The sequence below is a fragment of the Sorangium sp. So ce1014 genome (genome assembly GCF_051521505.1).
In the GTDB taxonomy this organism is placed as follows: domain Bacteria; phylum Myxococcota_A; class Polyangia; order Polyangiales; family Polyangiaceae; genus Sorangium.
Window position 1 is genome coordinate 1,361,390 of record NZ_CP150356.1, and the last position, 15,687, is coordinate 1,377,076.

A 15,687-nucleotide genomic window follows, 5' to 3' on the forward strand; every position below is an offset into this window, starting at 1 on the left:
CCTGCCCCCGAAATCCGGAACCTGGCGAGGGCCCGGAGGTGATACGATTTCCCGCCTTCTGGTGGCCGAATGACCTCACGTGGCGTCATCCCCGAGTCCGTCATCCCTCCTCCCTCGGAGGTCTCGGACGCGCCGGACGAGAAGCAGCGGGCGCGCGCCCGCGTCGGGATGACCCTCAAGAGCAAGTGGCGGATCGACGCGCTCCTCGGCGTGGGCGGCATGGCGTCCGTGTACGCCGCGACCCACCGGAACGGCTCGCGCGCCGCGCTGAAGATCCTCCACGCCGAGTTCGCGCGGGACGTCGGCATCCGCGAGCGGTTCCTGCGCGAGGGGTACGTCGCCAACAAGATCGATCACCCCGGCCGGGTCGCGATCCTCGACGACGACATCACCGAGCAGGACGAGCCGTTCCTCGTGATGGAGCTGCTCGACGGTGAGACCGTGCAGCAGCTCTGGAAGCGCAAGAGCCGGAAGCTCCCCGTCGCCGAGGCGCTCTGGATCGCCGGGGAGGTGCTCGAGACGCTGGAGAGCTTCCACGGGGAAGGCATCGTCCACCGCGACCTGAAGCCCGCGAACATCTTCGTCACGAAGGACAACGTGGTGAAGCTGCTCGACTTCGGCGTGGCGAGGCTGCGCGGCGCGCCCGGCGACAAGACCAAGGCGGGCACCGCGCTCGGCACCCCCTCGTTCATGGCGCCGGAGCAGGCGATGGGGCTGACCGAGGGGGTCGACGGGCGGGCGGATCTCTTCTCGATCGGCGCGACCCTGTACGCCGTGCTCAGCGGCCAGCGCCTCCACCAGGGGCGCTCGGACAACGAGGCGTTCATCCTCGCCGCGACGACGCCGGCGCCGTCGCTCGCGCGGATCGCGCCCGAGCTGCCCGCCTCGGTCATCGGCCTCGTCGACAAGGCGCTCGCCTGGGACCGGCGCAACCGCCACGACTCGGCCGCGCAGATGCGGCAGGAGGTGCTGCGCATCCTCGAGGAGACCGGCGCGTCCGCCCCGCGCCGCCCGGAGCCGCAGAGCACGCGGCGCCCCCCGCCGGACGACTCGCCCACGGCCGTCGGGATGCGGCCGCCGGAGGAGCCCGCGCCCCAGGAGGAGCCGGGGGACGCGGAGCCGGACGATCCCGCGGTCACGCGGCTCGCCGAGGTGTTCCGCCGCGTGGAGCGGCTGCTCCCCGCGGTGCGCCACTACGGCTTTCGCCATCCGGACGCGGACAACAAGCTCCGCGCGACCTTCCAGGCCATCGTGGAGGCGCTGCGCGCGGACGGGAGCCTCGTCCACTGGGCGCTGACGCCGTACGCCTTCGAGCACCGCGGGCGGACGGTGTGGGAGCCGCCGCACCCGCTCGACCTGGTCCCGTACAACCTCTTCGCGGCCGGCGTGCGGCGCGTCCAGCTGCTGCCGGGCATCACGGAGGAAGAGCTGCGCTCGTTCTGCGAGGTGCTGCTGCTCGACCCGCTGCGCGACCTCGCCCCCGAGGACGACGTCGCGGCCGCGCTGTGGGAGCGCCGCCTCGAGCACGTGCGCTACGACGTGGTGAGCGTCTTCGCCGAGGGCGACGCGGCCGATCGCGAGCAGTTCTGGCACGAGGCCGACGACCTCGAGGGCATGGCCCGGCGCGCCGCCGAGGAGAAGGCGAACCGCGCCGAGGCGGCCGCGATGGTGATCGACACCGACGCGGCCGCGCTGCGCGCGGCGCGCCGCGCCGCGAGCGCGCTCGCCCTCGACCCGGTCGCGCAGCGCGCGCTCGGCACGCAGCTCGTGCTCGGCCCGGACCGCTGGAGCGAGCGCTTCGTCGAGATCGTGGCGGACGCCTTCCTGAACGCGAAGCGCTACCAGGACGTCGCGCTCGTGACCGAGCCGATGGCCGCCTCGGCGCGCGATCTCATCCTCGCGCGCCGCTTCGACATGCTCTTCGCGATGCACGACGCGGTCGAGAAGGCGCTCGACGCGCTCGCGCCCAGGCAGCAGGGCGGCGCGCTCGCGACGGAGCTCGCCCGGGGCATGTTCCCGCCCGACACGGTGCGGCTGCTCCTCCGCGAGGCGACGCGCGTCGTCATGACGGGCACCCCCGGCGCCGCGGCGCAGCCCGCCCCCGTGGATCTCGATCTCGTCGCGCAGCGCCTCGCGCCCGTCCTGCACAAGCTCGGCAGCGACACCCTGCCCGTCGCCATGGAGGTCGTCGGGCACATCGGCCACGAGCCCCTGCGCCGCGCGCTCCTCGGCTACTTCGAGCGGACGCTGCCCGGGCACGAGGAGGGGGTCGTCGACGCGCTCATGACGCTCGATCTCGACGTCGCCCGTCCGATCCTCAAGATGTTCGCCGCGTCGCGGACGCAGGGCGCCCTCGGCGCGCTGAAGCGGCTCTCCGGGTGCGCGAACGCGGCGCTCCGCTGCGAGGCGATCGCCCACCTCGCGGCGAGCCCCGAGCAGATCCGGGACGAGCTGCTCTCGCTCGCCGAGGCGGCGCCGCCCGAGGTGCGCGTCGCGGCGCTCCGCACGCTGGCGCACCACCAGGTCCGCGCGGCCGGCCCGCTGCTCGTCCGCCGCGTGCAGGACGGCTCGTTCCATCAGCTCGCCCTCGACGAGCGGCGCGAGTTCCTCGGCGCGCTCTACACGCTGAACCCGGCGCGCGGCGAGTCGATCGCCGTCGAGCTGCTCCAGCGGCATGGCCTGCTCGCCGACGACGCCGCGGAGCAGACCCGCTGCCTCTCGGCGGAGCTGCTCGGCCGCGAGGCGAGCTCGCAGGAGGCGCTCGACGCCGCGCTCGCGGCCTCGAAGCGGCGGCCCTGGAACAGCCAGGCGCTGCGCGACGCCGCGAGCGCCGCCGCCGAGGCGATCGCCGCGCGCCTCGGCAAGCGGATCTCGACGGCCGGAGATCTCCCGTGACCGCTCCCCAGGTCGACGTCATCAGCCAGAACGTGTCCGAGAACATCCGGCGCGAGCAGGCGCGCGATCTCGCCGCCAGCGTCGTGCAGGCCCTCTTCCGGCTGGTGAAGCTCTCGACGCTGCACGCCATCGACAACCAGGCGATGGTGCGGCAGGTCGAGGAGACGGTCTCGCTGATCCAGGACTTCGGCCAGCGCTCCGGCCACAACGTCTCCATCCTGTTCACCCGCGGCGCGGTCTTCGTCTCCGGGCAGCTCCTCAAGGCGAACCGCGCCGTCTACGAGGGCGCGCTCGAGCTCGGCGACGTCCTGAGCCGCTGCGGCTACTCCGAGATCGGGGTCGCGAAGGACGTCCGCGCGAGCGATCTCTACGCGCTCGCCTCCGCGCTCGCCGAGGCCCTCCGGAGCGCCAAGCCGGCGCTCGCGGACCGCCCGGCGCCGCGCGTCCGCCTGCGCGCCGTGGACGAGGCGGTCCTCCGCCGCGAGGTGGCGGCCGATCGCGAGGGCGACGAGACCTCGGCGATCGTGCGGACCTACGCGACGGCGATCGTGATCCTCCGCCGGTTCTACGACGACCTCCGGCACGGCCGCTACACCCTGCGGCAGGGCGTCAAACGCATCACGCAGCGCCTCGTCGACCTCTCCGCGAACGAGACGCCGGCCTTCCTGGGCGTCACCGCGCTCCGCAACCAGAACCACGACGACGCCGGGCGCGCGGTGAACACCGCGATCCTGAGCCTCGCGATGGCCCGGCAGATCACGGGCGACGTCGTCCTCCTGCAGCGGCTCTCGATGGCGGCGCTGCTCTTCGACATCGCGCGGCCGCGGCTCACCGGCGCCGCGGGGAGCGGCGCGGGCGGGCTCGTCCCGCAGCTGAGCGAGCAGCAGGAGGCGGACGTCCCCGCGGGGACGGCGGTCGTGCTGACCGCGCTCGGCCTCGTCAACGAGCCCAGCGTCATGCGCACCGTGGTGGCCTACGAGGCGCACTGGGTGCGCCGCCAGGCGGCGCTCGGCCCGGTGTACCGCGGCCTCCGCCAGCCGACGCTGCAGGCGCGCATCCTCGCGACCGCCCGCGCCTTCAACGATCTCCTGACGCCCGCGCCGGGCGAGACGCCGCTCTCCGCCGACGAGGCGATCGCCAAGCTCGAGCAGGAGGCGACCGATCCGGCGGACCGCACGGTGCTGCGGCTGCTCGTCGGCGCGCTCGGGATCTTTCCGACCGGCACGCTCGTGGAGCTCTCGACCGGCGAGGTCGCGCTGGTGGTGCAGACGCCGGCGCACCCGGCCCGCTACTCGCAGCCGCGCGTCCGCCTGGTCCTCGACGCGTCGGGCGGTCCTATCGCCGCGCGCGCGCTCGAGGTCGATCTCGCCGAGCGGCCTCGCCAGGGCGAGCCGACGCGGCACATCCGCCGGATCGTCGCGACCAGCGACGACCCCGCCGCCGCGTCGATGCGCGCCCACGCGGCCGTCCAGGAGGCGTCGCTCCGGTCGCCGGCGATCGCGGCGGAGCCGCCCATCCGCTCCGCGCCGGCGTCGCCGCTCGCCAGCCTGCGCATGCCGCCGCCGCAGCAGATCACGCGGCCCTCGTCGCCCACGCTGCCGGTGACCAGCTCGCCGGGGAGCCGGAGGACGCAGCCGCGGTCCAGCGACGCCGGCCGCGGCCCCGCCTCGCCGGCCGAGGCTGCGCCGGCGGCGCCGGCCGGCGACGGCGGCGAAGAGGCCAGGATGCTCGCGGACCTGCCGCCGGCGCCGTCCGGCAAGCGCTCGCCGACGTTGCGGCCCGGGCGCACCACGGCGCGCTGGCCGGATCCACCGCAGCAGCAGGAGCCCGCCGCGGCGGCGGACCGGTACTCGCCCCCGCCGGGCGCTCACGGAGAGGAGTCGTGGTCGGTGCAGACAGACAGCGATCCAGACGAGGTTCCCGAGGAGAGCGCGCGGCCGCTCGCGCTGCGCCCCCGCGGCTGGGGAGAGCCGTCACCGCGGCGCGAGCGCACCCCGGTGTCGGACCTGCCTCCCTCGGCCATGGCCGGCCCCATCGCGGTGCTGTCGCTGCCGGGCGAGACGCCGACCGCGGAGGGCGCGCTCGCGCGCACGCCGCTCGTCCACCTGCTCGTGTACATGCTCGACCGGCGCCTCACCGGCACCACGTGCTTCATCGACCCGGGGGGCGTCCGCCACGGCATCTTCTTCAGCGACGGCGTGCCGGCCAAGATCTGGACCGGGACGATCATCGCCCCGCTCGACCGGGTGATCCTCGATCTCGGCCTCCTCGACGAGGCGACGCTCCGGGAGACGCTCCGGGACATCACGAAGCGGCGGGTGCTGCACGGCCGGCTGCTCGTCTCCCGGGGCCTGCTCGACCGGGAGACGGTCTACGCCGTGCTGCGCGAGCAGCTCGTGCGCAAGCTCGTCGCGCTCTACGATCTCCCGCCCGAGACGCGGTACGCCTACTACGACGGCCAGAACCTGCTGTCGTCCTACGGCGGTCCGGAGCTCATCGGATGCGAGCCGCTCGCGGTGATCGCGGCGGGCGTCCGGCTCCACGCCGACGATCCGCTGATCGACGCGACCCTCGACCGGATCCAGAGCCGGCAGCTCGGCCTGCACGTCGAGGCCGAGATGAAGCGGTTCCAGCTCCACCGCGACGAGGCGGCCGTCGTCGACCTGCTGCGGACGCGGCGCATGACGCTCGCCGAGCTCCTCGGGGCCGGCGTCGCGCAGGAGCGCGTCGTGCGGCTGACGATCTACGCGCTCGCGATCACGCGGCACCTCGATCTCGGCGCGCCGGGCCGTCGCCCTGTGGGGCTCGGCGGGTCCGGTGGATCTGGCCGGGAGCGGGCCGCCGGCGCCGTCCCGGCCGACGCGGGCCAGGCCCCCCAGCGCGAGCCGGCCGGCGCGGCGGCGCGGTCGCCGCGCCCCACCTCGGGCTCGACGATGCCCGGGCCGCGCCCGGCGCGCGGCGAGGCCGACGGCCGCGCCTCGCCGCGGCAGACCGAGGCCCCCCCGGCGCCGTCCAGCAGGCGGCCGGGAGCGCCGTTCGCCGAGCCGCTCGTCCCGCGCCGCTCGACCGTGCCGCCCCCGTCCGGGGCGCTGGACGGCCGCGGCGCGCCGATCCCGCGTCCCGCGGCGCCGTTCGATCCGCGCGCGTCCGGCGGCGATCCGGGCGGCGCGCCCCGCGGCGCGGATCCGAAGGGGCCGAAGCAGCCCCCCGTGCCGTCCTTTGCCGGCGCCCGCGCGCAGCCGCCGCAGCCGCAGGCGCCCACCGTCAAGATGGCGGCCGTCGGCCAGGAGGGCAGGGCCGCGCGGGGGGCGGGGCGCGCCGGGTCGACGTCGCCTCCGCCGGCGCGCGCCCCGGAGCCCGCGCGGCCGCAGGGGCCCGCGGCGCCCCCGCCCGATCTCCCGCCGCTGCCGCGCGCCGCGCCGAGCCCCGAGCTCGCCGCGCGCCGCGCCGAGATCGAGGCGCGCGCCGCCGCGATCGACGGCGAGAGCTTCTTCCAGATGCTCGGCGTCGCGGAGGACACCCCTCCTGAGCGCGTGCAGGGCGTCTACTTTGCGCTCGCCAAGCAGTGGCACCCCGACCGGACGCCGGCGGAGCTCCAGGACGTCAAGCCGCTCGTCGCGCGCGTGTTCGCCCGCATCAGCGAGGCCTACCAGACGCTGAGCGATCCGAAGCGGCGCGCCGAGTACATGCAGGCGCCGAAGGAGGCCGCGGTCCCCGCGGAGGACGACGAGAAGATCGCCCGCGTCGTCGACGCCGCGCTCGATTTCCAGAAGGCCGAGATCCTGCTCAAGAAGAACGACCTCGTGGGCGCCGAGATCCGCGCGCGGCGCGCGCTGAACGCCGACCCGGAGCAGCCCGAGTACATGACGTTGCTCGTCTGGATCCAGGCGCAGCGGCGCGGCGAGCCGCCCGCGTTCGCGGAGGGGGCCACGAGCGCGCACTACGACGACCTGATCGAGACGCTGGACGTCGTCCTGGGGAAGGAGCCCCGCTACGAGCGGGCGCTCTTCTACCGCGGCATGCTCCTCAAGCGCACGGGGCGGGTCGACCGGGCGAGCCGCGATTTCCGCCTGGCGGCCGAGATCAACCCGAAGAACCTCGACGCCATCCGCGAGGTGCGCGTGCAGGAGATGCGCAGCCGCGCGAGCACCGACCCGACGCCCGCGGGCGGCCTCCTCGGCAAGTTCTGGAAGCGCTGACGCGCGTCAGCGCGCCGCCGCCCGGACCGCGCCGAGCGACCGCAGCGCGCGGCAGACCGTCTCGTCGCGGCAGGGCCCCACCCGCCCCGCGTGCGCCGACCACGGCACCTCGCGCACGCGGTGCAGATCGCGCACGTCGGGGCCGCGCCACGGGCCGAGCGCCCGGTCCACGCGCGCCTCCCGCTCGTTCGTCGCCGGCAGCGAGAGCTGCACCTGCGGCACGATGCCGACCTTCTGCACCGGCGCGCCGTCGGGGAGCGCGTAGAGCAGCGTGGTGAGGCGCAGGACGCCGACGTGGGCGTCGTCGTCGAGGTACTCCTGGGCGCACCCCTTGCCGTAGGTGCGATCGCCGATGACCACGCCGCGCCGGTAGCTGCCGATCGCGCCGGCGATCATCTCCGCCGCGCTCGCGGAGTCGCCGTCGACGAGCACCGCGAGCGGCCCGCTCCACCCGCGCCCCTCGGGCACGTCGGGCGAGCGCTCCACCTCGACGCCGCCGTCGCGGCGCCGCATCGGGAACAGCGGCACGCCCGGCAGGAACAGCCCGAGCGCGGCGATCGCCCCGTCGGTCGAGCCGCCGCCGTTCGCGCGCACGTCGAGCATCACGCCCCGCGTGTCGCTCTGCGCGCGCGCGAGGAGGAGCGCCGCCGCCACCCGATCGCCGAGGTCGTCGGGGACGTCGGGGATGGTGATCACCGCGACCTTGCCGTCGCCGAACCGCACGAGATCGAGCGGCAGCGAGGCCGGCGCGGGCTCCGCCGGCTGCGGTCCGATCGGGTGCGGCGCCACGGCCAGCTCGAGGGGCGCCGCGGCGCCGCGCCGGAGCAGCGCCACGCGCGCGGTCGTCCCGGGGCGCACGTCGGCCAGCACGGCGAGCTGCTCGGCTTGCTCGACGCTCATGCCGGAGATCGGCAGATCCTGGATCCGGATCACCACGTCGCCGTCCGCGAGCGGCGCGAGCGCGCCGCGGTCGATGCGCACCCCGATCGCGGTGCGCGTCATCTCCTGCCAGAGCCGGGCCGGCGGGCGCGCCTCGAGGTCGAGGTCGTAGATGGAGACCTCCTCCTCGAGCGGCGCCCAGGCGCCGTGGGCGTCCAGCTGGGGCACGTAGGCGCGCACCGCGGCCGCGATCACCGTGCGCGCCCAGCCGTCCTCGCTCAGCGAGGGCGCCGCGCGCTCGCGCACGGCGTCGGCGTAGCGGGCGAGCGGCTCTCCGAAGCGCGCGCGCAGCCCGCCGACCTCCCGACCGAGCTCGCGCGCGAGATCCCGGGCGCTCCGCGTCACCTCGCCGTCCTCGAACGGCGCCGCGGAGATCAGCTCCCACGCCTGGGCCGAGGTCGCGGGCGGGCTGGCCAGCCCGCGCCGGTAGCCCTCGTCGAAGAGCCCATCGAGCTCGCGCGACCACCGGGAGAGCTCCTCGCCCACGCGCAGCGCCGCCGAGCACGGCCCGCTGCCCACGGGCGCCTGCAGCTCGGCGAGGAGCGCGGCAGCTTCCCGCCCCAGCGAGGCCCCCACGGGCGCGTCGGGCGCGACCGACCAGAGCCCGTGCGGATCGAGCCAGTCGGAGGTCGCCTCGGCAAACTTTGCGGGATCGACGCGGAGCGGCGGAGCGGCCAGCGTGGTGCGGGCCTGGGCGACGATGGCGCGCGCCTGCTCGCAGCCGAGCGAGGTCGGCGCCCCGGTCGGCACCGCGATGCCGCGGTCGAGGGCGTTCGGATCGCAGCCGGCGCCGTCGATCTCCTCGTCGTCGGGCGCGATGGCGTGGAGCAGGGGCCGAGCCAGCCCGCGCCGCGCCTTCGCGAGGGGCGTCTCCGCCTCGCGCGAGAGCAAGGCGAGCGCCGCAAGGCTTGCGGCGATGCACGCGACGGAGCTCGCGACGCGTGTCCTCACGGCTCTCCGAATATCATGGCGCGGGCGGCGGGGGCAGAGGCGACCGCGGCGATCGGGGCGCGCGCTCGCGGAGCGCGGCGGGCGCTGTCCACGCCCGAAACCTGGAAGCCACGCCCCGTTCTCATTCGCCGCTCGCGCGCCGTGGATCTGGGCTCAGCGCCGCGCATTCGTGCTCCTCCGCTTTCCCGCAAAGCTTTCGCGTCCCTCGGGAGATCCGAACACGTTGCGCATTCCAGCGCAAAAAAAGGCGATTTTGTAGGGTTTATCCCGGCATCGCGCCTGCATCTGGCCCGGTGCCGCCCACCGGCTTGCAGGGGTCTCCCAACCCAAGGCCTCCTTGATCGGCGCGCGCGGCGGAGAACGAAGAGACCATGAGCATCACCTGGGATCGTGCGGCATTCTCGGCTTATCGTACGGAGCTCGCGAACCACGCCACCCTGAGCCCAGAGGCCGAGCGGGAGCTCGCGTTCCGCTGGCGAGCCGGCGACCGGGATGCTGGCCGGCGCCTCATCGAGGCGTGCCTGCCCTTCGTCATGACGATCGCGCTCGAGTACCGCCGGTGGGGGCTCCCGATGGAGGACATCGTGCAGGAGGGGAACATCGGCCTCCTGAAGGCCGCGGAGCGCTTCGATCCGGACCGCGGCTGCCGCCTGGCGACCTACGCGGCCTACTGGATCCGGGCGGAGATCCGCGAGCACGTGGCGCGGGGGTACCGGATCGTGCGCCTCGGCTCGTCGAAGAGCGAGCGCCGCGCGCTGCGCATCTACCGCAAGACGCACGAGAAGGACCCGGCGGTGCTGGCGGAGCTGAGCGGCCTGTCGGAGGAGCGGGCGACCGAGCTGCTGCCGCTGCTCATGGCGCGCGACGTCAGCCTGGAGCGCTCTCCGAGCGACGACGGTGTGGCGCCGGTGGAGCGGCTCGCGTCGAGCTCGCACACGCCGGAGGAGGAGGCCTGCGCCGCCGACGAGCGCGAGCAGCTCTCGCGCGCGCTGCTCCAGGTCGTGAGCGAGCTGTCGCCCCGCGAGCGCCGCATCATGAGCCAGCGCTGGCTGACCGACAGCCCCGTGACGCTCGAGCAGCTCGGCGCCGACTTCGGCGTCAGCAAGGAGCGCGTGCGTCAGATCGAGGAGCGCGCGAAGAAGCGGATGCGCGCGCGCATCGAGGAGATCACCCGCGAGCCCGTTGCGCCGCTGGCGAAGAGCGCGTGAGGCGGCGCAGCGCTCCGCGGCCTGGACGGCGCGCGCTCGGGTAGGCGAGCCGTCGCCGACCGCGGCGCGCCGAGGGGGGCGCGCCACGAGCCCGGCGGGGCGCTAGATCTCGATGACCGTGCCTTCGCGGGCGGCGATGGTGTTCGGGAAGAGCTCGCGGGCGCGCATTTCTTTCTCGCGCACCATGGCGTCGGTCTGGTTGGGGTCGTGGTGGTGCAGGACGAGCTGCTTGGCGCCCGCCTCCTTCGCGAGCTGGCAGCCCGCGACGAACGTGGCGTGGCCCCAGCCCGTCTTCGGACCGCCGCCGACCTCGCCCGCGTACTCCTCGGGCGTGTACATGGCGTCGAAGATCAGCACGTCGGCGCCCATCGCGAGCTTCTTCAGCTTCGGATCGACGATGGCGTAGTGCTCGGAGTCGGTGATGTACACGACGACCTTCCCCTCGTGCTCGACGCGGTACGCGTACACGCCGTTCGGATGGTTGCCGCGCGCGTTGGTCACGCGCACGTCGTCGTTCGGGCCGATCGTGACGACCTCGCCCTCGTAGAGATCGCGGAAGGTCATCGCCGCGCCCATCTCCGTGAGGTGCACCGGGAAGCTCGGGTAGTCCATCTGCCCGGCGAGCGTCTCCTCGAGCGTCCGGGAGACGTTGAGGCCGCCGTACAGATGGATCTTGTTCCCGCGCACGAACGCGGGGGTGAAGAAGGGGAAGCCCTGGATGTGATCCCAGTGCACGTGACTGAAGAACATCCAGGCTTCGAAGGGCATCTCCTTGACCAGGTCCTGGCCGAGGAGACGGAGCCCCGTCCCGCCATCGAGGATGACCAGCGTCTCGCCGGCACGAATCTCATAGCAGCTCGTGTTGCCGCCTACTTCGACCGTGCCTGCACCGGGCGTGGGGATGCTTCCGCGAACCCCCCACATCTTGATCCGCATCCTGCCTCGCTCGCTGAACCCCGCCCGTTTCAAGGTAGAGCTATTAGATTCCGAGCGCGGGCAGCGTCAAGCTGCCTGGTGCACCGGGAGCAAGGAAGGTCGCAGACGTGGTGACCTGGCCGGGGGAGCAGGGGCACGGCGCCAATGTAGTTGCGGGGTAGGTCGCAGGGCAGCGGCAGGCCCGCGGCAGCGGCGGAAGGGCCGCGAAGGCGGAGGCGGGGGGGCGCCGGAGGGGCGCGGGCTGCGGTGGCGCGGCAGCCCCCCTGGCAGGCGGCCACGGCTCGGCCCGGGGACGGCGGCGCGGGAGGGCGCGGCGGCGGGGCGGTGGAGGCGCGGCGGCGGGAGGTCGCGGCGGCGGCGGGGGCGGCGGCGACCTGGCGTCCGGCGGGAAGGACGCCACCGCGCAGCAGATGCGCGACGGCCACGGCCGATGGGCTATGGTCGGGCGCATGCCGCTCCACGCGGACGCCATCGTCGTCCTCGGCTGCAGGATGCTCCCGTCCGGGCGCCCGGCGGCCCCCGGCGCACGCCGCGCGGCGCGCGCGGCGCAGGCCTACCGCGACGGGGTCGCGCCGTGGGTGATCGCCAGCGGCGGGCGCCGCTGGGGCGCGCAGATCGAGGCGCGCGTGCTCTCCGCCGAGCTGCGGCGCGCCGGCGTCCCGGCGCACGCGATCCTGCAGGACCTCTGGTCGCTGACGACGCACGAGAACGCGATCTTCAGCGCGGCCCTCCTGCGCCGCATGGGCGCGCGGCGGGCGGCGATCGTCACCTGCCCCTGGCACATGACGAGGGCTCTCCAGAACTTCCGCGAGGTCGGGATCGACGCCTGCGCGCTGCCGGCGCCGCACGTGAGCGCGTCGGTGGTTGCGCGCGCGTGGCAGCGCGGTCACGAGGTGGTCTCGATGTGGCTCGACGCGCGCGCGATGCGCCGCCGGCGGATCCTCTGCGAGAGCGCCGCCTGGCTGCTCGACCGCGCGCGCCGGGGTGAAACGTGATCATGCCGAGCAGGCGCTCCTCCTTTCTCCTCGCGCTGCCCCTGTCCCTCGCGGCCTGCACCGGGCAACCGGCGCCCGGCCCCGCGCCGGACGCGGGGAGCTCCGCGGCGGCTCCGGCCACGAGCGCCGGGGCGCAGGCGCGGTTCGACGCCCTCCTCGCCGCCGAGCAGCGCCGCGCCGCCCTGGAGGTGAGCCCCACAGCCCAGCAGAGCCGCGACGTCGACGTGCGGCGCGCCGCCGCGCGGGCGCTCGCGCGCATCGGCGGCGACGCGGCGCGGCCCGGGCTCGGGCGCGCGCTCGCCGACGAGGACGACGAGGTTGTCGCGTGGGCCGCCTACGGGCTCGGGTTCTCGTGCAAGGGCCACGAGGGCGAGACGGTCTCGGCGCTCGTCGCGCGCGCTCTCGCCCGCGACGCCCGCCCGGGCACGACGGCCGCGCCGAGCGCCGCCGCTGCCGCGAGCGGCGGCGCCTCCGCGGGAGCGCCGCCGCTCGACGCGGGCGGCGCGCTCGCCCGCGCCATCGGGCGGTGCGGCGCCGAGGCGTCGGAGCCGACGCTTGTCGCGTGGCTCGAGGGGCCGCGCGAGCGCGCGATCCACGCGGCGTACGCGCTCGGCGACCTCGCCGCGATCAAGCTCAAGCTGCGCGAGGAGACGCTCGTCGCGCTGCTCAACCTCGCCTCGGGCAGCGCGGCCAGCCCGCCGGTCCCGGAGGCGCTCTACCCGATCGGGCGGCTCGAGCACGTCCCGCTCACGGTCATCCCCCGCATCCGCGACGTCGCGACCGCGCGGCTCGCGGAGGCGGGCGACGCGCGGCTCTTCGCGGTGCGCGCGCTCGGCCGGGCAGGGGAGGCGGCCGCCTCCGAGCTCGCGCGCGTGCTCGGCACGAAGGGCGTGTTCACCGCGAGCGAGCGCGCCGAGGCCGCGCGCGCGCTCAAGCGGCTCGGCGCGCCCGGCCAGCGCGCGCTCGCCGACGCGCTCGCCGCGCTCGTCCCGAGCGCGGACCCGATCGCGCTCACGGGCCTCGTGAGCGAGGACTTCGGCGTCCTGCTCACCGCCCTCGACGCGCTCGGATCTGCAGGCGCCGCGCGCAAGCCGCTCCGCGAGCTCGCCGCCCTGCCGCCGCCGCCGAGCGCGCCCGCGGCGATCCTCCGTCGCGTCGCGTGGCTCCGCTGCGGCGCGGCCAGGCTCCTCGCGGGCGCGAACCACCGCGAACCGTTGCTCCTCGGCTGCGACGTCACGGCGCCGGCGGATCCGGCGAGCAAGCCGGACGCCGCCGCGCCGGTGCGCGGCTCGATCGGCGCCCGGGCGGTCGTCGAGGTGATCGGCCGCGGGGCGATCACGGGCGCGCGGCTCGCCGCGCTCCGCGCCTACGCCGAGTCGGGCGAGCTGCGCGCGCGGGAGGCCGCGATCGAGCTCATCGCCTCGCACGAGGAGATCGCCGGTGCGCCCGACCTGCTCGCGAAGGCGCTCGCCGCGGAGGAGCCGGGCCTCGTCGCCGCGGCGGCGGCGGTCATCGCGCGGCAGCCCCAGCGCGCGTCGGAGGCGCCGGGGCAGGGGAAGCGGAAGCGCAAGCGGCGCCGCGACGACAAGGACGCGCCCGCCGCGGTCACGTCGCCGGCGATCGAGGGCGCGCTGCTCTCGCTGCTCGATCGCCCTGGCGTGCGCGACGATCCGGAGCTCATCGGCGCGGTCATCGACGCCGTGGGGGCGCTCGCGCTCAAGCCGGCCGAGGCTCGCCTGGAGGATCTCTGCCGATCGAGCTACCCCACGACGCGGGCGCGCGCGGGGACGGCGCTCGGCGTGCTCCGGGGCCGCAAGATCGCGTGCGACTCCGGGCTGCCGGGCGACGCGGGGCGGCCGGCCATCGCGCCGCCGGCCGGCGAGCTGCCGGCCGAGGCCTCCGCGCTCGTGCGCGCTCCGGCGGTGCTGACCTTCGACACGGACGCCGGCGAGCTCACGATGACGCTCGACCCCGCGCTCGCGCCGGTCGCGGTGACCCGCTTCATCGATCTCGCGCGCTCCGGCTACTACGACGGCAAGATCGTCCATCGCGTGGTGCCCGGCTTCGTCACCCAGTTCGGCGCTCCGTTCGGCGACGGCGCCGGCGGTCCGCCCGGCAGGCCGGCGCTCCGCTGCGAGACGTCGCCCGTCCCGTTCGAGCCGCTGCGCGTCGGCGTGGCCCTCGCCGGCCGCGACACCGGATCGAGCCAGCTCTTCGTCATGCACGCTCGCGCGCCGCACCTCGACGGCCAGTACGCGGCGGTCGGCGTCGCCGCCGGGCCGTGGGCTGCGCTCGTGGATGGGGACGTCGTCCGGAGCGTGAAGGTGCGGGACTGATCGCGGCGCGCGGGAGACGCGAGCCGCTGGGTCGCGGCGGCGCTCATCCATGTCGATTGACAACCGCCCCCGACCGGCGCTTTACAGTTTAGCGTGGTCATTGCCTCCTTTCTGGCCGTCGCGGTGCTCGTGTACACGTACTTCGGGTACCCGATCGTGATCGGCATCCTGGCGCGCCTCTGGCCTGCGCAGCGGAGGGAGGATCCGGGCTACGTCCCCACCGTGACGGCGTGTATCCCCGTCTACAATGCGGCGTCGTATCTCCAGGCGAAGGTCGAGAGCCTCTTCGCGCTCGACTATCCGAGGGACAAGCTGGAGGTCCTGCTCTACTCCGACGGCTCGACCGACGACACGGTGCTCGTGGCCCGGCAGCTGGCGGAGCGCGACCCCCGGGTGAAGGTGATCGTCAACGAGGCGCGGCGCGGCAAGCCGATCGGCGTGAACACGATGCTCGGGGTCGCGACGGGCGAGGTGCTGCTGATGACGGACATCCGCCAGCCGCTCGTGCCCGGGGCGCTGCGCGCGCTCATGCGGCTCCTGGCCGATCCCAACGCGGGCTGCGTCTCCGGCAACCTGGTCCTGAAGGGCTCGGCGGGCTCGGGGGCGTACTGGCGTTACGAGAACTGGATCCGCCTCCAGGAGGGGAGGTTCAGGAGCATGGTGGGGGTGACCGGTCCCATCTACGCCATCCGGCGCGCCGACATGAGCCAGCTCCCGGAGGGCGTCATCCTCGACGATATGTGGGTGCCGATGCGGCTCCGGCTCGAGGGCCGCTCCATCCTCTTCGCGCAGGACGCGATCGCGTACGACGACGCCTTCGGCGACGAGCGCGAGTTCGGCCGCAAGGTGCGCACCCTGGCGGGCAACTACCAGCTCTTCTCGCTGCTCCCGGCGCTGCTCGTCCCGTTCAGGAACCCGTCGTGGTTCGAGATCTTCTCTCACAAGCTGCTTCGCCTCGTGTGCCCCTGGGCGCTCGTCGCGCTGCTGATCGCGTCGACCGCCGCGTGGATCGGCGCCGAGGCCAGCGGCGATGTCTCGTGGACGCTCTACGCGACGCGCGCGATGTTCGGGGGCCAGGCGGCGTTCTACCTGCTCGCGGCGCTCGGGGGCGCCGCGGGCAAGCTCGGCTCGCTCGCGCGCACCTTCGTGGTCCTCAACGCGGCGGCCGTGGTGGGTCTCTGGCGCTTCGTCCGCGGCTCGCAGAAGGTCACGTGGTAAGCGCGGCGCG

General features: G+C 75.1%; 8 protein-coding genes. 6 read left to right on the plus strand and 2 right to left on the minus strand.

Annotated elements, in window-relative coordinates; translation table 11 throughout:
* Positions 1–69: 69 nt before the first annotated feature.
* Together WME75_RS05170 and WME75_RS05175 are read left to right on the plus strand one after the other, a co-directional pair.
* Positions 70–2,895: a protein kinase domain-containing protein gene (locus tag WME75_RS05170; RefSeq protein WP_437486990.1), complete on the plus strand. Its 2,826-nt coding sequence runs from the start codon at positions 70–72 to the stop codon at positions 2,893–2,895.
* Positions 2,892–7,094: a DnaJ domain-containing protein gene (locus WME75_RS05175; RefSeq protein WP_437486991.1), complete on the plus strand. Its 4,203-nt coding sequence runs from the start codon at positions 2,892–2,894 to the stop codon at positions 7,092–7,094. The genes WME75_RS05170 and WME75_RS05175 overlap by 4 nt, the downstream gene beginning before the upstream one ends.
* A 6-nt stretch (positions 7,095–7,100) precedes the next feature.
* Here the strand turns inward: WME75_RS05175 and WME75_RS05180 are convergent, their stop codons facing one another.
* Entirely contained in the window at positions 7,101–8,984 is a 1,884-nt protein-coding gene (locus WME75_RS05180) for a S41 family peptidase (RefSeq protein WP_437486992.1), read from the minus strand.
* A 371-nt stretch (positions 8,985–9,355) separates the two neighbouring features.
* Here WME75_RS05180 and WME75_RS05185 point away from each other — a divergent pair, with 371 nt between their 5' ends.
* Complete coding sequence (locus WME75_RS05185; protein ID WP_437486993.1) at positions 9,356–10,192, plus strand: sigma-70 family RNA polymerase sigma factor; 837 nt, start codon at positions 9,356–9,358, stop codon at positions 10,190–10,192.
* A 102-nt stretch (positions 10,193–10,294) separates the two neighbouring features.
* On the opposite strand, the gene WME75_RS05190 is transcribed toward WME75_RS05185, so the two are convergent.
* Positions 10,295–11,128: an MBL fold metallo-hydrolase gene (locus WME75_RS05190; protein ID WP_437486994.1), complete on the minus strand. Its 834-nt coding sequence runs from the start codon at positions 11,126–11,128 to the stop codon at positions 10,295–10,297.
* Between the two features lie 449 nt (positions 11,129–11,577).
* Between WME75_RS05190 and WME75_RS05195 the strand changes: the two genes are divergently transcribed.
* The 3 genes from WME75_RS05195 (at position 11,578) to WME75_RS05205 (ending at position 15,677) form a co-directional block, all read left to right on the plus strand.
* On the plus strand, positions 11,578–12,123 hold the full coding sequence (locus WME75_RS05195) for a YdcF family protein (protein WP_437486995.1): 546 nt from the start codon (positions 11,578–11,580) through the stop codon (positions 12,121–12,123).
* Between the two features lie 2 nt (positions 12,124–12,125).
* Positions 12,126–14,459 (plus strand): peptidylprolyl isomerase, encoded by a 2,334-nt coding sequence (locus tag WME75_RS05200; protein WP_437486996.1) that lies wholly within the window; start codon positions 12,126–12,128, stop codon positions 14,457–14,459.
* A gap of 93 nt (positions 14,460–14,552) precedes the next feature.
* Positions 14,553–15,677: a glycosyltransferase family 2 protein gene (locus WME75_RS05205; RefSeq protein ID WP_437486997.1), complete on the plus strand. Its 1,125-nt coding sequence runs from the start codon at positions 14,553–14,555 to the stop codon at positions 15,675–15,677.
* The last annotated feature ends 10 nt before the right edge of the window (positions 15,678–15,687 follow it).